The organism is Bradyrhizobium sp., assembly GCF_049519115.1.
In the GTDB taxonomy this organism is placed as follows: domain Bacteria; phylum Pseudomonadota; class Alphaproteobacteria; order Rhizobiales; family Xanthobacteraceae; genus Bradyrhizobium.
Window position 1 is genome coordinate 1 of record NZ_JBEKRB010000001.1, and the last position, 21,297, is coordinate 21,297.

General features: G+C 59.1%; 23 protein-coding genes. 10 read left to right on the plus strand and 13 right to left on the minus strand.

Going from position 1 to position 21,297, the window contains the following annotated elements:
* Positions 1 to 413 (minus strand): LabA-like NYN domain-containing protein (locus ABSE61_RS00005; RefSeq protein ID WP_423868994.1); only part of this gene is annotated, 413 nt, incomplete at its 3' end.
* Between the two features lie 157 nt (positions 414 to 570).
* The gene (locus ABSE61_RS00010; protein WP_423868995.1) at positions 571 to 777 is read right to left on the minus strand and encodes a hypothetical protein; all 207 of its coding nucleotides are present in this window, start codon (positions 775 to 777) and stop codon (positions 571 to 573) included.
* 24 nt (positions 778 to 801) lie between these two features.
* On the opposite strand from ABSE61_RS00010, the gene ABSE61_RS00015 reads away from it, so the two are divergent.
* Complete coding sequence (locus tag ABSE61_RS00015) at positions 802 to 963, plus strand: hypothetical protein (RefSeq protein ID WP_423868996.1); 162 nt, start codon at positions 802 to 804, stop codon at positions 961 to 963.
* A gap of 27 nt (positions 964 to 990) precedes the next feature.
* On the opposite strand, the gene ABSE61_RS00020 is transcribed toward ABSE61_RS00015, so the two are convergent.
* A complete protein-coding gene (locus tag ABSE61_RS00020) occupies positions 991 to 2,280 on the minus strand; it encodes a cytochrome P450 (protein WP_423868997.1) in 1,290 nt (429 codons plus the stop codon).
* On the minus strand, positions 2,240 to 2,899 hold the full coding sequence (locus ABSE61_RS00025) for an acyl-homoserine-lactone synthase (protein ID WP_423868998.1): 660 nt from the start codon (positions 2,897 to 2,899) through the stop codon (positions 2,240 to 2,242). The genes ABSE61_RS00020 and ABSE61_RS00025 overlap by 41 nt, the downstream gene beginning before the upstream one ends.
* Before the next feature lie 79 nt (positions 2,900 to 2,978).
* On the opposite strand from ABSE61_RS00025, the gene ABSE61_RS00030 reads away from it, so the two are divergent.
* Positions 2,979 to 3,746: a helix-turn-helix transcriptional regulator gene (locus tag ABSE61_RS00030; RefSeq protein WP_423868999.1), complete on the plus strand. Its 768-nt coding sequence runs from the start codon at positions 2,979 to 2,981 to the stop codon at positions 3,744 to 3,746.
* A 475-nt stretch (positions 3,747 to 4,221) separates the two neighbouring features.
* Here the strand turns inward: ABSE61_RS00030 and ABSE61_RS00035 are convergent, their stop codons facing one another.
* The 3 genes from ABSE61_RS00035 to ABSE61_RS00045 all read right to left on the minus strand — a co-directional run bounded on the left by ABSE61_RS00035 (position 4,222) and on the right by ABSE61_RS00045 (position 6,576).
* The gene (locus ABSE61_RS00035; protein ID WP_423869000.1) at positions 4,222 to 4,503 is read right to left on the minus strand and encodes a phasin family protein; all 282 of its coding nucleotides are present in this window, start codon (positions 4,501 to 4,503) and stop codon (positions 4,222 to 4,224) included.
* 668 nt (positions 4,504 to 5,171) lie between these two features.
* Positions 5,172 to 5,393, minus strand: a complete 222-nt coding sequence (locus tag ABSE61_RS00040; RefSeq protein ID WP_423869001.1) for a hypothetical protein — start codon at positions 5,391 to 5,393, stop codon at positions 5,172 to 5,174.
* Between the two features lie 187 nt (positions 5,394 to 5,580).
* A complete protein-coding gene (locus ABSE61_RS00045) occupies positions 5,581 to 6,576 on the minus strand; it encodes a hypothetical protein (protein ID WP_423869002.1) in 996 nt (331 codons plus the stop codon).
* Positions 6,577 to 7,143: 567 nt separating this feature from the next.
* On the opposite strand from ABSE61_RS00045, the gene glgA reads away from it, so the two are divergent.
* On the plus strand, positions 7,144 to 8,637 hold the full coding sequence (glgA, locus tag ABSE61_RS00050) for a glycogen synthase GlgA (RefSeq protein WP_423869351.1): 1,494 nt from the start codon (positions 7,144 to 7,146) through the stop codon (positions 8,635 to 8,637).
* A 308-nt stretch (positions 8,638 to 8,945) separates the two neighbouring features.
* Complete coding sequence (locus ABSE61_RS00055) at positions 8,946 to 9,455, plus strand: hypothetical protein (RefSeq protein ID WP_423869003.1); 510 nt, start codon at positions 8,946 to 8,948, stop codon at positions 9,453 to 9,455.
* A 127-nt stretch (positions 9,456 to 9,582) separates the two neighbouring features.
* Here the strand turns inward: ABSE61_RS00055 and ABSE61_RS00060 are convergent, their stop codons facing one another.
* A complete protein-coding gene (locus ABSE61_RS00060) occupies positions 9,583 to 9,729 on the minus strand; it encodes a hypothetical protein (protein WP_423869004.1) in 147 nt (48 codons plus the stop codon).
* A 344-nt stretch (positions 9,730 to 10,073) separates the two neighbouring features.
* Between ABSE61_RS00060 and ABSE61_RS00065 the strand changes: the two genes are divergently transcribed.
* Together ABSE61_RS00065 and ABSE61_RS00070 are read left to right on the plus strand one after the other, a co-directional pair.
* Complete coding sequence (locus tag ABSE61_RS00065) at positions 10,074 to 10,364, plus strand: hypothetical protein (protein WP_423869005.1); 291 nt, start codon at positions 10,074 to 10,076, stop codon at positions 10,362 to 10,364.
* Positions 10,365 to 10,625: 261 nt separating this feature from the next.
* On the plus strand, positions 10,626 to 11,552 hold the full coding sequence (locus tag ABSE61_RS00070) for a L,D-transpeptidase family protein (protein ID WP_423869006.1): 927 nt from the start codon (positions 10,626 to 10,628) through the stop codon (positions 11,550 to 11,552).
* A 25-nt stretch (positions 11,553 to 11,577) separates the two neighbouring features.
* On the opposite strand, the gene ABSE61_RS00075 is transcribed toward ABSE61_RS00070, so the two are convergent.
* Together ABSE61_RS00075 and ABSE61_RS00080 are read right to left on the minus strand one after the other, a co-directional pair.
* Positions 11,578 to 12,150: a TIGR02281 family clan AA aspartic protease gene (locus tag ABSE61_RS00075; protein ID WP_423869007.1), complete on the minus strand. Its 573-nt coding sequence runs from the start codon at positions 12,148 to 12,150 to the stop codon at positions 11,578 to 11,580.
* Between the two features lie 174 nt (positions 12,151 to 12,324).
* Positions 12,325 to 14,664 (minus strand): Tex family protein, encoded by a 2,340-nt coding sequence (locus ABSE61_RS00080; protein WP_423869008.1) that lies wholly within the window; start codon positions 14,662 to 14,664, stop codon positions 12,325 to 12,327.
* A gap of 238 nt (positions 14,665 to 14,902) precedes the next feature.
* Here ABSE61_RS00080 and ABSE61_RS00085 point away from each other — a divergent pair, with 238 nt between their 5' ends.
* Positions 14,903 to 16,156: an Hsp70 family protein gene (locus ABSE61_RS00085; protein ID WP_423869009.1), complete on the plus strand. Its 1,254-nt coding sequence runs from the start codon at positions 14,903 to 14,905 to the stop codon at positions 16,154 to 16,156.
* 23 nt (positions 16,157 to 16,179) lie between these two features.
* Here the strand turns inward: ABSE61_RS00085 and ABSE61_RS00090 are convergent, their stop codons facing one another.
* Positions 16,180 to 16,479 carry a UBP-type zinc finger domain-containing protein gene (locus ABSE61_RS00090; protein WP_423869010.1) on the minus strand — a complete coding sequence of 100 codons (300 nt, stop codon included), beginning with the start codon at positions 16,477 to 16,479 and terminating at the stop codon, positions 16,180 to 16,182.
* A gap of 295 nt (positions 16,480 to 16,774) precedes the next feature.
* On the opposite strand from ABSE61_RS00090, the gene ABSE61_RS00095 reads away from it, so the two are divergent.
* Complete coding sequence (locus ABSE61_RS00095) at positions 16,775 to 17,638, plus strand: aldose 1-epimerase family protein (protein ID WP_423869011.1); 864 nt, start codon at positions 16,775 to 16,777, stop codon at positions 17,636 to 17,638.
* Positions 17,639 to 17,672: 34 nt separating this feature from the next.
* On the opposite strand, the gene ABSE61_RS00100 is transcribed toward ABSE61_RS00095, so the two are convergent.
* Entirely contained in the window at positions 17,673 to 18,746 is a 1,074-nt protein-coding gene (locus ABSE61_RS00100; protein ID WP_423869012.1) for a LacI family DNA-binding transcriptional regulator, read from the minus strand.
* A gap of 216 nt (positions 18,747 to 18,962) precedes the next feature.
* Here ABSE61_RS00100 and ABSE61_RS00105 point away from each other — a divergent pair, with 216 nt between their 5' ends.
* Positions 18,963 to 19,439 (plus strand): flavin reductase family protein, encoded by a 477-nt coding sequence (locus ABSE61_RS00105; RefSeq protein ID WP_423869013.1) that lies wholly within the window; start codon positions 18,963 to 18,965, stop codon positions 19,437 to 19,439.
* Entirely contained in the window at positions 19,436 to 19,930 is a 495-nt protein-coding gene (locus tag ABSE61_RS00110; protein ID WP_423869014.1) for a flavin reductase family protein, read from the plus strand. The genes ABSE61_RS00105 and ABSE61_RS00110 overlap by 4 nt, the downstream gene beginning before the upstream one ends.
* A 16-nt stretch (positions 19,931 to 19,946) precedes the next feature.
* Here ABSE61_RS00110 and ABSE61_RS00115 read toward each other — a convergent pair whose 3' ends face one another.
* Positions 19,947 to 21,287, minus strand: a complete 1,341-nt coding sequence (locus tag ABSE61_RS00115; protein ID WP_423869015.1) for an NtaA/DmoA family FMN-dependent monooxygenase — start codon at positions 21,285 to 21,287, stop codon at positions 19,947 to 19,949.
* Between the last annotated feature and the right edge of the window lie 10 nt (positions 21,288 to 21,297).

Genomic DNA, 21,297 nt, shown 5'->3' on the forward strand with positions numbered 1-21,297 from the left:
GTCACCCGCACGCCCCGCCGCTGCACGGCTTCGACCAGCGAGCGGAAGTCGCCGTCGCCCGAGAACAGCACGATTTGATCGACGTGCTCGGCAAGCTCCATCGCGTCGACCGCAAGCTCGATGTCCATATTGCCCTTGACCTTGCGGCGCCCGCTCGCATCGATGAATTCCTTTGTCGCCTTGGTGACGACGGTGTAGCCGTTGTAATCTAGCCAATCGATCAGCGGCCGGATCGACGAGTATTCCTGATCCTCGATGATGGCGGTGTAATAGAAGGCCCGCACCAACGTTCCCCGACTCTGGAACTCCTTAAGAAGGCGCTTGTAGTCGATATCGAAGCCGAGAGTCTTGGCGGTCGCATAGAGGTTGGCGCCGTCGATCAACAGTGCAATCCTATCGGACGAAGATTTCATGTAGGAACTGACCTTTTGAAACGAATACCGATGCAAGGGATCGCGCATTCAGTGGCCACTTTTGATGGTTCGGTCGCCGGTTGAGATTGGGTCTCGCAATCTGAAGCGAAGCCATGATCATTTGCCGTCTGCAATCCATTGAGGGGCGTCACCCGTTCTATGTTGCCTTGGGTCTTTGCGGCGGCTTGCCGAAAGGCGCAGTAGTTGGCATACTGTCTCTGTTGTAATTAGTTGATTGATCAACTTCGAGGCGTGCTATATCCAGAATAAGGACGACGAGCGCTAAGCCCGCCTCGTCTGCACAGGCGATCGCTTCTTCAATAGCCTCGCGCAGCTGCTTAATTTTTGTATGCCGTTCCATCATTAGTGCCGCGTCAAAGAGTGTAAAATGACAGAATCTCGTCTTGCCGAATTACTTCGGATCAAGGAAGGGCGAACGATATCCCGCGAGGCTATCGAGAGCTGGCGGTTGCTCAAGATGTTCAACCAGCTGTCACCCGCCGAGCGCCTCGAAATACTCGAATTGCTCGAAGAATACCTGCGGCGCTGATGCCGCACTTGCGCAGCGATTTCGAGGTTATGCGACATGCCGCCATTTCCTTCCCTGAGTTAGAGGTCGCAATCGCAGTTTGATGCGAGGCGGCAACAACGTGACTTGAGGCGTTGGTTTACCCGCTGGAACACTGGATAGGATCTCCAGCTCGCAGGAAGAGGAGAGCTCCAACGCCATCAGTTGTAGTTCGAGCAAGCCGAGGCCAATGCCGACGCAAGCCCGCGGACCGAGCCCAAAAGGCATGAAAGCGGGCGTGTTATATGTACGGTCGAGTCGGAAGCTGTCGGGATCAGTCCAGTAGCGTTCGTTACGCTGCATTTGCCATGAGCTGATGATAAGTGAAGTTCCGCGCTTCAGCCGAATTCCGCCAAGCTCCTGTGGCGTGCGGACCTCTCGCGACAGCCAATAAAACGGCGGATAGAGCCGCAGAACCTCGCGTGCCACGCGAAGGCTGAGATCGGCCTTCGGCAGTTTCGACGGGTCGATCTCTCCGGAATCGCCCATCACGGCCTCCGATTCTTCGGCGAGACGGGTAGCAAGTCCTGGCTCGGTCGCGAGGTAATAAAGCAACCAGGCTGCGGCGTTTCCGGTGGTGTGGTGACCCGCCAGCAACAGCAATAGGATTTCGTCTCGCATATCGCCCGGAGATAAATTGAGGCTCTGCAGCGCTTGCAGCAAAGTCGCCGAACTGGCGCGATTGCGAAGGCGGTCGACTATTGCCCCCATAATCGCACGGCTTTGGCTTAATTCGCGGCGCTTGATGAAACTGCGCCACGGCGTTCGCGGCAAAACGCGGAAAAGGCTATCCGCCATTTCTTCTTCCGCTACATGCACGGCTTCCATCAACGCGGATTCATCGGCCGCCGTCAGCGCGCCGTTGCCGAACAGGAGTGCGACGATAATCCGAAGAGCAAGCGGCGCCGTGACCTCATGAGCGTCAAATGACGGCTCACGGACCAACAGCGACGCGTGCCGGCGGATCAGGCCAGCGATTTGCGGCACGAAGTCGTTCATGATGCCGCGCGCCAGATGCTGATGGATAACTCCCCGCCGTCGTTGGTGCTCTGAGCCGCTCAATGTGATTGAGCTCGCGCCGATTACAGTCCGAAGCTTATGGACCAGGCGCCCCTTGTCGATCGCCGATTCATCCGCCTTGAGAACACTCTTGGCGAGTGCTGCGTCGGTTACCAGATAAACCGGAGAAAGACCCAGATCGAGCCGGACCAAAGGAGCAGCGTCGGGCGAACTGTGCTTCTTAAACAGCTCGAGTGGATTATGCAGAAAGACGCTCACGTCCGAAAATGGATGCTTCATCGCTTATCTCCATGGCTTGTGTCAGTTCGAGCAGCGCCCTGACAGTGGGCGAGAGCTTTCGGGGAATCGGTATTTCTCCGGCAACGGCAAGGATCCGTCGCCCGTCGTCGCGAAACCCGACAATCTGAACGTCGCCGTATCGCGACGTCGAAAGACCGATCCGATTGAGCAGTCTTTCGTGAGATAACTCGGCCAGAGCCACTAAAGCCGCGGCGTTGCGCGCGATCGCGAAGCGGATCATGAGGCTGTAGAGGACAGCGCTGGCCTGCCGGTAGGCGGCAAGAACTCCGAAACGGCTGATCTCGACGTAATCGGCCGACATCGGAAATGGCCGTCTAGTCGCCAAGTGTGAAAATATCGTGTGCGCAAGATACGGGCGGTCGCAGCTTATGGCCCGGAAGCAACCGATCATTTGGCCGTCGGCCGACAGAGCGCAATAGACTGCATCGTCTGTGTCAAACTCGTCGCGTTCGTAGCCGTTCTCGACCGCTAGCGCCCAGCCCAGTTCGCGCACGAACAGCGCATGACGCAACCGGAGTAGCGACCGTGTCAGGTCTGGGTTCGTCGCGGCGGAGAAAAATACCGCCTTGTATTTTGGTTGCTGCACTTCCCGCCCCAAAGCCGTATTGCGTCAGCCGGGGGAAGATGATGGGATCAGCCTGGGTTTTATATTGGGAATTTTCCCAAGGTTTGGGTGGATGAGCGTTCTTGAGGATGATTTGAACGCGCTAGAGGCCTGCGGCTCCGTCGCGGGAATTCGTGAGGTTTTCCAACGTATTATCGAGGATTATGGATTCAGCTCGTTCGGCTTTATGGACGCCTCCCATCCATGGGAAGACAACCCGCTCCTCGTCTCCACGCATAGCACGGCCTGGATCGATACCTATCGGGCGGAAAACTTCATCAGCACTGATCCTTGCTTGGCTTTGTCTCGTCGCACCAATCTACCCTTTCATTGGGGGAGCGTGCCACTTCCAACGGTGATAGGCAAACGTAAGCCCGGAGCGATCAAAACCATGGAGGCGGCTCGCGACTTTGGTGTCAATGAGGGACTTACTATCCCGGTCCATTACAACGATGGACTAGGCCGCCGCTACACCAGTGTCTGTGCGCTATTCTGGAAGGATTCCGCCGACTGCTTCTATGCGAACCTCAAGCATAACAGCGTACAGCTGCATGTGATCTTGCTCTATCTCGCCCAGAAGATCGTGGATTTGTATGCCGTCGAAATAAGAGCCCGTACTCGAAACTTTGGCGAACTTCACGCGTCACCTCTGACGGATCGTGAGAAGGAGGTACTCAAATGGGCAGGAATGGGAAAGACCTCCGACGAAACGGCGGTCATCCTAAATGTTAGCTCCAAGACCGTTGAAGCTCATATCAAAAGCGCAACTATCAAACTTGGCGCAAATAATAAGACCCAGGCAACGGTTCAGGCTGTTTACCGTGGCTTAATAGATATCTAACTATTGAAGCCCTTGTGGCAGGTACTGGTTAGCGTTCGAAGTTTTGCTCGCTCCAAAACAGCGATATACAGCTTTAACGGTTACATATTATCTTGAGAGTTGCCGGGATTTCAGCGCCCGACCTCGACGTGCCAGCGCCGCCAATCGACGATACTCCGATTGAGCGGCGTTGTGCGTTTCTTAATTTGCCGTTGCTGGTTCTGGTTCAATCGCTTGAACTCGCGCCGGAGAGGTCAGGTCCGGCCACCAGCGCCTAACGCGCGCCTTCAGGTCCTATTTGACTCGTCTCGCTTCGAGTGCGAGCGACCGTTGCAAAGTGAAGCGGACCTCAGCTTTTGATCCCAATCGGGTCTTCGTACGAACGCAGGTCAACTACCACGCCGCTGCAAGGCGTACCACCTGCGGTCCTGAGCGAGGACCATAAAGAAAGACCCGCCCTTCAGGCGGGTAATTCGTCTCGAGCCGGATCGCGTTTCTAACTGACAACCTTAAGCTTCGGCATGGCTTCCGTGACCGGCAGCAACGCTGTGGTGAAAAGGTTGTTGTACATATCACCGATTTTCTGCGCCTCAGCGACGAACGTTTCATAGCTGATCTTCATGTGACCGGTCATCAACTGCATAGCCTGATCAGGTGCTTTCAAAGTTGCAAGCTGTTCGAGGTAGGACTTGTTGGCTTCAAATGATGATTTAGCGTAGTCGGTGTGAGCCGTAGCAATTGCCTTCATTTGATCCTGAATCGCCGTCATATCGGTCATTTAAAAAAATCCTTTTGCTAATCTTCCGCGCTGACTGGAAACATACCACTATTAGAGGGCTAAAACACACAAAAATTGTGCGATGCAGCAAGATATTATTTTGCGGGGTTTCCGAAAGTCGCGTTGTCTTTTCTACAATCGCAATGATATTCGAGCCGCTCGGCGCCGAAGTGCCGAGCTGTATTTAGATTGAGGAGATTTTCGACGTCGCGAGGGCGGCGTGAAGCGGTTCAACGCAACTGAGGGCTTTGGTTTCATACAGCCCGATGATGGCGGCCGGGCCCCAGCTTCACCCGAAGCTGCAGCCTTTAGTGCTTTATCCTGCGATCCTGCGCCGCTCTTGTTAGTCAACAAAGAAGCGCCGCCAGAATTCAAACCGCCATTCTGAATAGGCGGTGTAAACGCTCGTGCGACCAATGCCCATTTTCTGCCGGATAAGCCCACAGGTGCGACCCGCAAGTCATTGATTTTTCTCAACCGGTGGCTGTCTCTTAATCAGCGGGTCCCAGGTTCGAGCCCTGGTGCGCCCACCAAGAAAAAATCAATCGGACGGAAAAACACGCGATTTTTCCGGGCTGCAGCGCGCACAGGTCGATCCGGGAATTTTGAAATTTCCGGACCTCGGGCTCAGAAGTTCATTTTGAGCGGGCGGCCAAATATGTGGTCGCCTAGGCACCCAGGTAAATCTTCCTGCTGTGAACGTCCCTGATCCCCTGCTTTACACTCAGCATGGCCACAACAGCGAGCTTGCGGCTTGCAGCCCATTCGCCGGCCTTGCCGATCGCCTCTTCGTCGTTTGACGCCTCGATGACTTGATTGTCATAGGGCACGCACCTGTCGTCTTCATTGTCGGAAAGTTCGGCAAAGTATCGCTTCTCGAAGGTGATCACCGTTGATCCTCCCAATTTTCTTTCCACAGGATCGACCGCGAAAGTGGACGGAAGTAGGCATTTTCATGCGCAAAAGCGGCAAACTCCGTGCTCTGTTGGCGACACGAGGGCCGCGGATGAAGCTGCCAAGAATCCGGGACGGTCAGGCGCCGATGCGCCTCTCACACCTGACCGTCGACCAAGTCTTTCAATATCGACCACCGCCCCAATAACAGCCGCCGGCGCCCCCGGTGCAGGGTCCCGCCAGCCGCGAGTTTCGGCGCAAGCGAGCCGGCATCAGGTCGTCGAAGACGCGCGACCGGGCCGTTCGAGGCGTGTCGTTCGCCGTCGGAGCCGAAGGCGAGGCGCTTTTCTCGGTGCGGGGTGGCGTCGAAGTCGGCGGGACGGGAGCCGATGGACTTGCCGTGGCAGAGGGCGGCGGTGTGGGAGGAGCCGATTCATTTGAAGAGGCGGCCGTGCCGGGAGCCGGCGAGGTCGCTGGACCGGCTGACGGCGATGTAGGCGGCGGCTGTTCGGCCGACGAAGCTGACGAGATGGAGGCGGGCGGCGTCGGTGGCGTGCCGGCTTCCTCGGTCGGCCGCATGACGCGCTTCACCGACGACATCGCCGCGTCCACGTGCTGGCGGGCGGCGATGCTGGCGCGATATCCGGGAATCTGCCGGCCGGATGTAACGAGATCACGCAGGGCGTTGAACAGCATGACACTCAGCACTGCGATCACGAGGAAACGGATAGGATGCCGCAGAGGATAAAGGGCAGCGTGCGTCATAAGCGGCGGGGCGCTCGGCGATGCCGGATCATCTCGCTCACCGTCAAATTCCACCCGATGCAGCAGCTCACCGCGGTGCGCCGGCTCCTCGTAGCGGGACGCGGTTGCGCCAGTTAGCTCGAGTGCATCGGCGATCTGGCGAAAGCTCTGGCCTTCCTTGCGCAACGACGCACCGGTATCGCGGAATGCCGCGTCTCCGAGCGAGGCCGGCTGATCCATGCGTTTGATGCTAGCCAGGATTCTTGGCCGCAGTAGCAGCCGACGCTGCTCGATCAGTTCGGCCAATTTCGCGAAGTTCAGCCCGGCCTCGGAAAGGATATGCGCCGCGCGGTCCTTGGCGGCCTGGGCAACCACAACATCGTCCGCGTCCATTTGCTCCATGGCCTGTTTCAGGGATGCCATGTCGTTGATCATCGCAAAACCTCTTTGGGCGTGACCGTCGTGAGAATGACGCGGCTTCCAGGCGGTAACCGCTCTCTCGGAACGTCAAGCTCTCCAATTATCAATCAGCCTTCGCGAGAGCCGAGTGAGCCGGGCGCGAGACCGCTTTCTGCGGTGGTTCCGATCAATATTTCTATAGCTGTAGACCCAATCAAATATATCGGGGTGTCGTCTTCTTTCAACGACTTCAAGCCAGACGGTGACATTGTCGATAATGACGGGGTGCCAGGCAAACCATTTTCGCCAGTGCACTCTGTCCTTGGGCCTTATTCTCATGTCATGCCCCTTCATTGCTTCACGGGTGCATCGCAATCTAGTTGCGCCGAAAACCAAGCGAGCAATGCCTCGCGCGTGCGACGTGGTCACCGGCGCAACCATGGCACTATAGCGTCAACAGCGGGCCGGCGCCACGAGGGTTGACCTCCTTCACCAATGCCAAATTTGCGGGAAGCTCTCGACTCAATATCGACACCATCGCGAGCTACGAATCACCGCAGTGAGTCTGCGTGATCACGCAGCCGATGGTCGACAGGCTGGATGATGAAGTCCATTCGCGTACTCTCGATTGCCTCGGAAATAAATCCCCTGATCAAGACTGGTGAGCTCGCCGATGTGACCGGCGCGCTTCCGATCGCCTTGAAGGCGGAGGGCATCGAGGTTCGCACCCTGGTACCGGGATATCCCAGCGTCATGAACTCGCTCGGGGTGGTTGAAGGGGTGCTTCATCTGCCAAACCTGTTTGGTTCAGAAGCCAGGCTTCTCCGGGCGACATCTTGTGAGCTCGGCCTGTTTGTTCTCGATGCGCCGCATCTGTTCGCGCGTACCGGTAATCCTTACCTCAGGCCGGACGGCGTGGAATGGCCTGACAACGCGTTGCGCTTTGCAGCTTTGGCGCGAATAGCCGCCGATATTGCGCTCGGAGGTGTCTCGGTCTTTGCGCCCGACATCGTCCACGCCCATGATTGGCACGCAGCTCTTGCCTTGGCGTATTTGCATTACAGCAATCGGCGACGTCCGGCCACGGTGATGACGGTTCACAACCTTGCCTATCAGGGCGTGTTTCCGCGGGAGATGCTTGCTGCGGTCGGTTTGCCGCCGGAGTCGTTCGACATTCACGGGGTCGAATATTTTGGGCAGATCGGGTTCTTGAAGGCCGGTCTCTATTTTGCCGATCACATCACGACGGTCTCCCCGAACTATGCCACGGAGATCGTGAGCCAGGAGGGGGGACTGGGGCTTGGCGGCCTCTTGCGCGAACGATCCCGTGACCTCCAGGGAATCCTCAACGGAGTTGATACGTCGGTCTGGGATCCTTCAATAGATCCTCATATTCCCGGCTGTTTCTATCCAGACCTTCCGAATGGCTTTGAATCGGATGTGCTGAAGAACAGGGCACTGAATAAAGCGGCCCTGCAGTCGCGGCTCGGTCTTGAGCCGGCGCCTGAAGCATTTTTGCTTGGCGTCATTGGTCGCTTTTCCAGTCAGAAGGGACTCGATCTCCTTGTCGAAAATATTCCGACGATCGTAGGCGAAGGAATGCAACTGGTGGTGCTGGGAAGCACCGGCGATCGCAACCTGCGATATCGTTATCAGGCCGCCGCGCAAGCCCATCCGGGACAAGTGAGCGTCACAGTTGGATATGATGAAGGCCTGGCTCACCTGATTCAGGCTGGGGTGGATGCGCTCGTGATGCCGTCGCGGGCCGAGCCATGCGGTCTGGCGCAGCTTTGCGCCTTGCGCTATGGCGCGGTTCCAATCGTGTCCCGCGTCGGCGGCCTGGACGATACGGTCGTCGACATCAGCGATTCAATTCTCAACGGCGGCAGACAAACCGGGTTCAAGTTTGGACCGGTCACCACCGAAAGTCTTGGAAGCGTCCTCCAGCAAGCCCGCGCCACGTTTCACGACGTGGCGGCCTGGCGGCGGATTCAACGCAACGGCATGTCGATCGACGTGTCGTGGCGCAATCCGGCGCGTCATTACGCCAATCTCTATCGAAGCCTGGTCGAATTTTCTCAGGAGAAAGTTGCCTAGTGGAGCGGATTTGACATTCGCTACGTCACGCAGGCCGCGTCCCGAAGAAAGTTCCCGAGAAGATAGTTAATGCCAATCGCGCATGCCCCGCGTCGGCCGTTCATGCATCGAAGCTCACGCTGAAATCGTCGTGTTTGCTGTCACTTAGATAAGCGCTCGCCGCAAGCTCGTCGCGAGATCACGAGCCGCTTCGTTGTCGGCATGGAGCGAAAGAAGACTTGGCGATCAACTCGCCGGAGCAGCCGGTCGCACTTTGGTCCACTTTTTTTTGTCACGGTGGTTCGATCAGCGCGCGCATGGAGATTTCGATGAACAGTACAGTTAGCGCTCTACCGTCAGCGCGTCGCCGACGGACACCGATCATGGCGGGCATGCTCGCATTGCTCGGTTCGTTCGTGGTCGTGGCGCCAGCGCAAGCTGGTTACTACGAGGACTCCTATTACGGGTCCAATCCTTGTTCGTACCGTTGCGGTTATCCGGCCTATCGCTACTACCCCGCCTATCGCCACCGTCACCACTACGGGCCGCACCTTGTTTACGAGCGCCGCTACATCGAACGTCAATATGTCGAGCGGCGCTATGGTTATAGTAATTATCGCCGCCACTACGGTTGTTATTCCTACGGCGGTTGCCGCCCGCGCTACGGTTATTATTCAGACGGTGACTATCGGCCCCAGCCGAGGTCCTATGACTACGGCTATGGATACGGCGGCGTTGGACGCCGCTGGCCGGCACCGTATCTCGATGGGTCCTATGGCGACGGATATGAACCGCCGCCGCGGCCGCCCGCGCCTGTTCTGGATGAGGGCGAGTACTAGGATCGGGCCATTGGAATGAAGCGCAATGCTGGTCCGGGACCAGCATTTGCCGCCATTGCTACTTCACCGGGAGTAGCAGGGGCATTGCGGGCGGCGCGGCTGAACTCGCGTCGACCGCGCCGATCTCTCAATCGCCGAACGCCGTACCCGCAAGCAGGATGTAGGCGCCGACAGAGAACCAGAAGGCGTAGTTGCTCACGATCGGTATCTCGATGAACACGCTCAGGACCGCGAGAATGATCACAATGAGCGAAGCGACAAAACCAAAATTCACTGCGCATATCTCCGGGGCTAAGACGAAACGCTCAAAAACCTTGCCTGTATGGCCACACACGGCAACGAGCGCGATCTTTGCGGCAAGCTCAACGCCACCGTGTAATTCAAGTGACCTGCCGCTCGTAATGCGTGTGTGCTCTTCGGATTGTGATGCCAGAACTGGACTCTATTCCTCGAACCCCCGCCCGCAACCGGTTGGGTGTTGCGGCTAAGCCCGATTCGCGAATTTTTCAGGGCTAGAGTTGGAACGTTTCAAGGCTCGTCTTTTGTTTTGGCGGCGACGAGATGGCACGCGCATCGATAAACACCGTCATCCCATCGCCACGTGAATGGAGAATTCCAATGTTGGTGACCGAAGAAGACGCCGTGATGAAGAAGTGGTGCCCAATGATCCGCCTTCGTTGGGAAGAAAGAACCTTTGCCTTCAACCGCTCCAATCCAGGACCCAAAGCCCGCGTTAAAAACATGTTGTACCGCATGTTTTTCCCGCGTCTGCATCACGAGATGAGAGGGCACTTCTTCCGATGCCAGGGAGCCGGCTGCATGATGTGGCGATGGGAGGCGAAAGATGCGCGTCCACCGGAGACCCGCAAAGGATATTGTGGTTTGGCCGGCTCGCCCTTCGCGCAGTGACGCATCGCGCAGCCGAAATTTCGACACACATCGGTCAGTGACGGGGCAACAGGACCGCGTGTTTCGCAACAGGACGAGCGATTCGGAACACGGTAAACGATTAGCACCTGTCGCGAACTGACGGTCGCACAAGAGGTTAGCGGCCTCGAAGCACGCGTCCATCTTGCGCCCAGATTTCACTCGCAGTTTGGCCAAAAAGACACCCCGAATCGTCCCCGATTCAATTGCTTTATCAACACACACGATTCGGTGGAGCTCGACATGCATGGCCACGCGGTCATTCTAGCTGCAGCGCTGGCATGGTTCATCAGCAGTGGCACCGCCGAGGCCAAGCTCGACATCCTTGTCGACAAGGCCACCCAGCGCATGCTCGTCATCCAGGATGGCTATGTTCGCTATATGTGGCCTGTTTCCACGGGCCGCGACAACATGCAGACCCCAAACGGATCCTATGCTCCGCAGCGGCTGGAGCGAAACTGGTTTTCTTCAGCGTATTACGACTCGCCGATGCCATTTTCGATCTTTTTCCATCATGGCTACGCGATCCACGGCAGCTACGCGATCGATCGGCTTGGGGGCCCCGCATCGCATGGATGCGTCAGGCTGCATCCACATCATGCCGCAATTCTGTTTGACCTCGTGCAACAGGAAGGCGCGGACAGGACGACGATCGAAATAACAGACCAGGGACGCCCCGCCGAGCGATCGCCGATCGGGCGTGAGATGCCGCCGCCAGCAGGCATGAACCCGCCCGCGCCGAAGCTGATCCGCTACCCGGAAGGCACTGACATGCCTGATCTGCCCCCGCCTCTTCGCAGCAATCGACCGCTTTATGTGAAGAATGGCCCACCACCGCCCCGGCCGGCGGTGGTCGCAAGTCGCCTGGCGCCCGATGTCGGACCGCGCGCACCCATCGGTGCAACGGAGGCCGATACAGCCAACGGGGCTTCAAGGCTACCAAAAGAATCTCTCAGCGCCCGTTCCAAACCGCCGGTCATTGAGGCGCCCAAAGTGATCGAAGCACCGAAAGTGATTGAAGCACCGAAGATTGCCGAAGGATATTCTCCGGAGACGCCGCAACCGGCGGCACCGGCTTCCAGCTTCAAACTCCTGCCCGCATCGTGTTGGTCCGGCGGCGCTTCGCGATGGCAGTGGTGGGCGTCGAGCCGGCAAAATCCATGCAGGTAATTTTCGCGGTGTTCGCTGAGAAGTTCTATTTGAGGACCGAACGGCCGTAATCGCTGCGCAAGGTGATCGGCTCCTGGAAGCCGCGCAGCATCAGCTGGTCGGCGCGCACCTCGAAGCCTTCAAGCCGGTCGAGAAAGCTCATGCCGAGCAGGTTGGTCTTCATCATGCCGTGTGGGACCACCAACGCCGGCACGTTACGTTCGACCAGCTTGCCGATTGTCAGCCGATCGATCCAGAGCCGCGCCGCCTTGGTGTGCCCGCCCGCGGTTTGAACGTCGATATTGTATTCCAAAAGCTCCAGCGGGAGACCGACAGCCTTCGCGGTTTCATACGTCAGGACGACCGAAGTCGCCCCCGTATCGATCACCATCGGAGCCGCAACCCAATTGATTCTGGCCTGGACCGCAAACTCGCCGCTCGAACTGCGGGGAATTTGCACGACGGAGGTTGGCTCGCGCTGGCGCCAGGAATCCGAGACCGTGTCTTTTGTGATCGCGGCTCGCTGCGGATCCTTGTAAGCGAAAACCGCGCCGACGGTTGGAACCAGCAGGAATGCCAGAATCCAGAGGCGCCCCGTGGTTGCTCTTTTCTGAGGCACCGGTGGCTCATTTATTTTCTGATTCCGTCGACCGACTTTACGCATCACGCACCGCAGATTTAACCGCTTTCTGCGGGCCGTATTGCATCGCCTATCTCTGGCAACAAATTCTTAAAAGCGGCCTTAAGAGGCGTGAAATTTCAAAGCGGGATGTCTGAGAACGTTCCGCACGCGTTACTTCGCTTTCCCCGGCCCGCGTTCCGCGGCGCGGCGCATGGCTTCCGCCAACGCACCGCCGCCGCTGTCCTGCTTGGCCGGCCCACGTGACGTCATCTGCCGGTCGTTGAAACGCGGGCCAAGATCGGCTTGCGGGCGATCGGCCTTGGCGCCTACGGGATCATCCATGCGCAGCGTCAGCGCGATGCGCTTGCGGTCGACTTCGACTTCCAGCACCTTCACTTTGACGATGTCGCCGGGCTTCACGACTTCGCGCGGGTCCTTTATGAAGGTCTTCGACATCGCCGAGATGTGGACCAGCCCATCCTGATGCACGCCGATGTCGACAAAGGCGCCGAAGGCGGCGACGTTGGTGACGGCGCCTTCCAGGATCATTCCCGGCTTCAGGTCGCTCAGCTTCTCGACGCCTTCCATGAACACCGCAGCCTTGAAGGCGGGGCGGGGATCGCGGCCGGGCTTTTCGAGTTCGCGCAGGATGTCGGTGACGGTGGGCAAACCGAACTTGTCGTCGACAAATGTTTTCGGCTGCACTTGGCGCAGGATCTCGGCGTTGCCGATCAGCGCCTTGATGTCGCTCTTGGTGGCCGCCAGAATCCTCCTCACCAGAGGATAGGCTTCCGGATGCACGCCGGATTTGTCGAGCGGATCCTCGCCGTCATTGATGCGCAGGAAGCCGGCACATTGCTCGAACGCCTTGGGGCCAAGCCGCGGCACGTCCTTGAGCGCCTTTCGCGATTTGAACGGGCCGTTCGCATCGCGATGCTGAACGATGCTTTGCGCGAGGCCGGCGCCGATGCCCGACACGCGGGCGAGCAGCGGTGCCGAAGCGGTGTTGACATCGACGCCGACGCCGTTGACGCAGTCTTCGACCACGGCATCGAGCGAGCGGGCGAGTTTGGATTCGCCGAGATCGTGCTGATACTGGCCGACGCCGATCGCCTTCGGATCAATCTTCACCAGTTCCGCCAGCGGATCCTGCAGGCGCCGCGCAATCGACACCGCGCCGCGCAAGGTGACATCGAGCTCGGGCAGTTCTTCGGAAGCAAAGGCCGAGGCCGAATAGACCGACGCGCCGGCCTCTGACACCACGATCTTCGACATCTTCAGGTCGGGCAGCAGCTTGACCAGATCCGAGGCCAGTTTGTCGGTTTCGCGCGACGCCGTGCCGTTGCCGATCGCGATCAGGTCGACCTTGTGCTGCACGGCGAGCTTGCCGAGGGTTGCGAGCGTTGCATCCCATGCCCGCTGCGGTTCGTGCGGAAAGACCGTCGTCGTCGCGACCACCTTGCCGGTGGCGTCGATCACCGCGGTCTTTACGCCGGAGCGATAGCCGGGATCGAGGCCCATGGTGACGCGTGCGCCGGCCGGCGCCGCCAGCAGCAGGTCGCGCAAGTTGGACGCGAACACGCGCACGCCTTCTTCTTCGGCTGATGTCCATAGCCTGATCCGAAGGTCGACGTTGAGATTGACCTGGATCTTGGTCTTCCAGGCCCACCGCGCCGTTTCCGTCAGCCACTTGTCGCCGGGGCGGCCCTGATCGGAGATGCCGAAACGGTGCATGATCTTGAGTTCGTGGGAACTCGGCACTCCTGCCGGGGCGGGTGTCGCAGGCACGGGCTCCGGCTGCATCGCCAGGTCGAGGATCTCTTCCTTCTCGCCGCGGAACAGCGCCAGGATGCGATGCGACGGCAGCTTGTGCAGCGGCCCGCTGAACTCGAAATAGTCCTTGAACTTCTCGCCTTCTGTCTTCTTGCCGGCGCGTACGGTGGACGACATCACCCCGTTTGACCACATCTGCTCGCGCAGCGCGCCGATCAGGTCGGCGTCTTCCGCAAAGCGCTCGACCAGAATGGCGCGCGCGCCTTCGAGCGCTGCGGTGACGTCGGCAACCTGCTTGTCGGCGTTGACGAAGCTTTCCGCAACTTTCTTCGGATCGTTCTTTGGCTCGGTGAGAAGCAGATCCGACAGCGGTTCGAGCCCGGCTTCTCTGGCGATCTCCGCCTTGGTGCGGCGCTTCGGCTTGAACGGCAGGTAGATATCCTCAAGCCGGCCTTTGGTATCGGCCGCCATGATGGAGGCTTCCAGCGCGGCGTCGAGCTTGCCCTGTTCGCGCACCGATTCCAGAATCACAATGCGGCGTTCTTCGAGCTCGCGCAGATAGGTCAGCCGCTCATCGAGCGTGCGCAGTTGCGCGTCATCGAGGCCGCCGGTAACTTCCTTGCGGTAACGCGCGATGAACGGCACCGTCGCGCCGCCGTTGAGCAGTTCCACCGTTGCCGCGACCTGCTGTTCGCGGACGCCAAGTTCGTCGGCAATCTGTCGATTGATATTTGCCACGCGAGAGTCTTCCTTCGAAATCCAGGCGGGCAATGCCGCCGTCACAACAGCTTATGGACCGATGCCGCGTGATTCATCAAGCCTGCGCCGAGCCGCGAAGCGTTCTGTAGATCGCGTTGTTTTGCTTCGAAATGTCCTTCAGACTCAGCGTTTGACATCACATATTGCTGTGCAAAAAAATAAAGCTAGATCGCACGCCGCGAAGTGTGTAGACGGACGTTTCGTTTGCGGAGCGGTCATGTCGATTTGCGGTCTGGATTTCGGGACGTCGAACACGACGCTTGGCACCATCATCAGCGATGTTCCCGTGCTGGCTGCGCTCGAGGGCGATCACGTCACGATTCCAAGCGCCATCTTCTACCGGGCCGACGCCGGCGTCCATATCGGTCGTCGTGCCATCGAGGCTTATGTCGAGGGTGACGCCGGGCGGCTGATGCGCAGTCTCAAATCGGTCCTCGGCACGTCGCTGATCGACGAGACCACGCGCGTCGGCCGGGAGCGCGTCAGGTTCCGCGATGTCATCGCCTATTATATCGGTGCGGTGAAGCGGCGTGCCGAACAAGTCGCCGGATGTCAGTTGTTGCAGGTCGTGCATGGCCGTCCCGTGCATTTCGTCGAAGACGATCCGGCCGGCGATGCCAAGGCGGAGGCTGTGCTGCGCGACATCGCCGAGAGTGTTGGTTTTCGGGACATCTCATTCCAGTTCGAGCCGATTGCTGCCGCTCTCGATTACGAACGCCAGATCAATTCCGAAGAGATCGCGCTGATTTCCGACATCGGCGGCGGAACGTCGGACTTTTCGATCGTTCGGCTGTCGCCGGAACGCCATCGCCACACCGAGCGCAAGGACGATATCCTGGCCAATGACGGCGTCCGCGTCGGTGGCACTGATTTCGATCGCTATCTCAGCCTTGGTGTCGTGATGCCGCTGCTCGGCTACCGCTCGGCGATGAAGCGGGCGGAGCTCGACGTTCCCTCGGGCTATTTCCATGACCTCGCGACCTGGTCGAGCATCAACCGCATGTATGACCCGAAGGTCATCGGACAGGTCCGCCAGGTGCGTTACGAGGCCGAGCGGCCGGAATTGCTCGACCGTCTGGTGCGGGTGCTCGACGAGCAGCGCGGCCATACGATTGCGATGGATGTCGAAGGCGCCAAGATCAGCCTCTCGGAGAAGCCGAAATCGAGCATCGCGCTGGGCTGGATCGAGAAGGGCCTGGAGATCGACGTCAAACGCAAAGACCTTGTCAATCACACCCAGCGTCTCGCCGATCGCATCGAGGCGCGGATCGACATCTGCCTGCAGCAGGCCGGTCTCGCGGGCGCCGATATCGACGCGGTGTTCCTGACCGGCGGTTCGGTTCAACTGGCCCATGTCCGCAAGGCGATCACGTCGAAACTGCCGGCGGCACGGGCGATCGATGGCGATACGTTCGGGGCGGTCGGCAAAGGACTGACCATCGAGGCCGCGCGACGCTACGGGACTTCCTGACCTTCCGCCGATAGCGCCAACCTTCAGACGTAGCGCGGGATTGGGCCGTTGTGCGGCGTTTGGTCGGGAAGGTCGACTTCAATGTCATCGATATAGCACCAGCCCCAGCCTTCCGGAGGGTCGTAGCCCTCGATGATGGGATGGCGGCTCGCTTCAAAGTGCCTACGGGCGTGACGGTGGGGCGACTGATCGCAACAACCGACGTGCCCGCACTCGCGGCAGAGTCGCAGGTGTATCCAGCGCGATCCGATCCGCAGGCATTCCTCGCAACCCAGCACGCTGGGGGTGACGGTCCTGATGTGATGGGTGTGTGAACAGGGCACTTCCGGACTCCTGATTTCCGCAGATCAGATTTCACAGGTCGTGCTTTTAAAGCAAGAGCAAAAACGCCGGTCGAAAACCGGTGAACGCTTCCAGGTTCCCCCTGAAAGGAAGCTTGAGCCGAGCCGTTCAAACCCCGGTCTCGACAGGGCGGGGTCGCGCGCTCATAGGGCGGCGTCGAGATAGCGAGCTCTGGCTTAAATAACCCAAAATGGTTCGTCAAAAAAATCCCGGGCCGGCCACGTCTCGCGATATGAACTTGCTACGGCTTCCCCGGAACAGAGGACGAGCAGGATTGTGAAGCATACGCTCCAGAGCGACGGCATTTCGGCAATGATCAATGCGGACGGCGCAGAACTATGTTCGTTGAAGAACAGCGAAGGACGTGAGCTGTTGTGGCAGGCCGGACCGGCGTGGCCGCGGCGCGCGCCGATCCTGTTTCCAATCGTTGGCCGGCTCAAGAACGACCAACTGCGAGACCGCGGCAAGGCGTTCCCGATGACGCAGCACGGTTTTGCGCGGGACCGCGAGTTTACGTGGCGCGAGCGTGGCGCGAAATCCTGCACGCTGGTTCTCACCGATGATTCGGCAACGCGTTTGCACTTTCCCTACGCGTTCCGATTGGCGGTGAGCTATGAGGTGGAAGGCGCTCACCTGGATGTTGGTTTCGAAATCACCAATACCGGCGATGTGACGTTGCCGGCATCGCTCGGCGCCCATCCGGCATTTAATTGGCCATTGCTGCCGGGGCTGGCAAAAGAAGCCTACAGCATCCACTTCTCCCGCGAGGAACCGGAGCCCATTCGCCGCTTGAAGGACGGCATGTTGCGCGAGAAAGGTGAACCCACGCCTGTTCAAGGCAAAATCCTTGCTCTTTCAGAACAGCTTTTTTGGGATGACGCGGTCATCCTGGACCGGCCCGCGAGCCGCAGCATCCGCTACGCCGCCGATCGCGGTCCGGCGATCAACATGGAATGGGAAGGTTTTCAGGAGCTTGGAATTTGGTCGAAACCGCCAAGCGCGGCGTTCCTCTGCATCGAACCCTGGCGCGGGTTCGCTTCCCCGGCCCACTTCGACGGCGAATTTTTGGACAAGCCGGGCATCATGAAACTGGCCCCGGCCGAAACCAAAATCCTAAAATGCCGCATCGGCATCGGCTAAGGGCGATGATGATTCAACCAAACCTCATCGCGCTTTAGGCCGCCGTCTCTTTCAAATGACTGACGGCGCGCCGGTTCTTGGTCGATGAACGGGTGATCAAGGTGCCGGGAATAAGCCGCGTTGTCGGTTCGGATCGCGCGCGTTCGCCAGTGAGCCCGAGTATCTCCATGGCGGTTTTCGCCATTTCACGAACCGGCTGCCGGATGGTGGTCAGGCCGTAGCTCGGCAACGCGGCCATCGGCACATCGTCATAACCGATGATGGATACATCTTGGGGAACGCTCAGGCCGATTTCGCGTGCGGCGTCCATGCCACCGAAAGCCATGACGTCGCTGGCGAAAAAAAGCGCATCCGGACGCGACGCCTGTCGCAACAACCGCTTGGCGGCGGCATATCCGGCCTCATAGCTGAATTCGCCGCCATCTTCCTGCAGGCAGGAAGTTATCTTCAGCTGCTTGAGGCGGGTCATAAAGCCCGACCGTCGGTCGCGATTGGTCGTGGCGTCGCGCTGCGCGGAGATGAACGCAAGCCGCTCATGGCCGGTGGCGACCAGATAGTCCGCAACTTGCCGTCCCCCGCCGACATTGTCGCTCGATACCGCATGGATATTGAGCCCCGGCACATAACGGTTGAACGAAACCACAGGCGTGTCGCGCGCGGCGCAAATGCGAGCCATGGCCGACGAGATCGTGGCCGAGGTCAGGATGATGGCGTCGACCTGGTATTGCAGCAGGTTCGGCATGATGTCGTCGACCTTTTGTCCGGCCGACGGGACGAACAGCAAAGTCTGAAACCCGCCGGCCTGAACCTGCTGGACGAGTTCATCCAGCACCACCGGATAAAACGGGTCGACAAGGTTCGCCATCACGATCGCGACCATGTTGGTTCGCCGGGTGATCAGACTGCGCGCGATGACGTTCGGCTGGTAGCCGAGCTTGTTGGCCGCCTTGATGACGCGAAGCTTCATGTCCTCGGAAATGCTTGCGGTCATCGAAAAGGCGCGCGAAATCGTCGATTGCGAAACGCCAAGGGTACGGGCAACATCCTGGGCAGTCACTTGGGCGCTAATTTTCTGGGCGCCGATTTTCGGGATTGCTCGTTTGGCCATCGTCTTATAGGTCTCACAAGAAGTATGCGTGGGCAGGTTCAATACTATAGGATGCAACGGGCCGGTTCGTTTGCTCAAAACTTCGGCAATTCGGTCTTGCATACGCATGCAATTTGATCTTGCCTCCGCAAGTACTCTCGTCTCAACGTCGGAATTTAAGGGCGTCGCAGGGCAAAAGACTTGCCCGCGATGGAAGTGATGTCGGATAATTCTGCAATGATCGACGTAAAACAGTTTTGGCAGGCGATCGGCCAGCGCGCGACCGGAAGCACGATCGTGACGGCTCGCTCTGAAACCGGGCCTGCCGGCCTCCTTGGCCTGTCAGCAACGCATCTTTGCGCAGATCCGCCGACCATGATGGTGTCGGTCGACAAGCGCACTTCCGCCTTGCCGACGATCCTTCAGGCCCGGCATTTCGCCCTCAATTATCTCTCTTCGGCACAGCGGGAGCTTGCGGATATTTTTGGCGGAAAATCCGATCTGAAGGGCGCCGACCGCTTTGCGACCACCTCCTGGAGCAGTCTGGTGACAGGCGCGCCGACCCTTGCCGAAGCGGCAGGCGTCATCGATTGCGAACTGGTCGAAATCATCGAGCGATATAACGTCGTCATCATTTTCGGCCGCGTCGTGGCGACCTCCGGCAATCCCGATGCCGCGCCGCTGGTGCACTTCCGGGGCGGCTATATGCCATGATCGACGGCGCGCTGTTTAAACGCGGGATGCGGCGGCTCGCTGCCGGCGTTTCCATCATCACAACGCTCGACGAGGACGTGCCGCATGGACTGGTGGCGACGTCGGTCAGCTCCGTCTGCGCCGAGCCGGAGCCGACGCTGCTGGTTTGCGTCAACCGCAATTCGAGCATTCACGACGTCATCCATCGCCGAAAAATTTTCTGCGCCAACCTCCTCAGTGCCGACGATGTCGAACTGGCCCAGCGCTTCAGCGTGCCGGAATTTCGCGCCCGCCGTTTCGAGCATGGTTCCTGGGTATCATTGGTGACCGGAGCGCCGGCGCTCGCCAGCGCGCTGGCTAGTTTCGATTGCAAGGTTACGCAGGTGGTCGCGGTTCATTCCCACACGATATTTATCGGTGTGGTGCGCGAGCTCAAGCTATGGCAAAGCGACATCGACGCGCTTTTGTATCTCGACGGCCAATATCAGCTACGTTCGCCAAGCGCCGTATGAACGAGGCGCGCTCGCCTCATTCCGCCAGATTATCGCGCAGGGTTTTTCCCTCATATGTCGTCCGGTAACGTTCGCGGCGCTTTAGTTCCGGAACCAGCTGGTCGACGATGTTGAGCATGATCGCCCGCGGCGATCCCGGTGCGATCGAGAGCATGAACCCGCCGCGGCTACCGGTGGCCTCGAACATCTCTTCCATCTGGTCCGCCAATTTACCGGCGGTGCCGGCGAAAGTGATGTTGTAGCCGGTCGAGGCGCGCAGCGCGTATTGAAAGAATTCATCGCGCTCGATCTCGGCCGTTTCGCCATGCTGCTTGGCGAGCAGGCTGACAAAGCCGACCGGCGAGGCGTTGGCGGCAACGATGCGATCGTTCAACTCTTTCAGTGAAAATCGCGGTGGAAGCTGCGACATGTCGTAACCGGTATTGTGCGACAGCCAGGCGCCGACCGCGCCTAGCGGGACATCGGCGATCATGGTTTCGCGAAGCGCCTGCGCCTCGGCTTCGGTTTCTCCGACTATCGCCCGGCTCGACCAGAGGATTCCGACCTTCTGCGGATCGCGGGCTTCCGCAACCAGCGCCTTGTCGAGATCGTTGCGCTGCTGCTGCATCAGCGGAATGCTCTTCGTTAGACCAAAGACATGATCGGCGACGTGCGCGGCCGCGCGAGTGCCCCGGGGCGAGCCGCCCGCCTGGATGATCACGGGATGCACCTGGGGCGAGGGCACGACGCTCAACGGTCCTTTGACCTTGAAGAACTTGCCCGTGTGATTGATCGCCTTCACCTTGGCAGGGTCTGCGACCATGCCGGTCTTGCGATCCCAGACAAAGGCATCCGGCGCCACGCTGTCCCACAGCCGATGGCAGACGTCGATGAATTCCTCCAGACGCTCGTAGCGCTCGTTGTGATCGACCAGCTCGTCATAGCCGTAATTCGCGTAGTCGGCCTTGCGCTGCGAGGTGATCACGTTGAAGGCGATACGGCCGTTCGTGATGTGGTCGAGCGAGTTGAGCAGGCGCGCCGTATAAAACGGATGCATGAAGGTCGAGGCGTAAGTCAGCCCGAAACCCAGGTGATGCGTCACGCGTGACATCGCCGTGATCCACGGGCTCATCTCGAAACGAGGCCAGGCGACGCCGTAGCTGACGGCATCCTCGATCGAATCCTGCCAGGTCGATGGAATGCCGGTGCTGTCACCGAAAAAGATCATATCGAGGCCGCCACGTTCGGCGACGCGGGCGACTTCCTCGAACATGCCGATATTGGGATGCTGCCGGTCGAGCCAGGAACCGGGGAGACGCCACTGCGTCTCGACATGGGTCCAGGAAAAGTCGAAGGCGAGGTGAATTCGTTTTTTCATACGTTGGCTC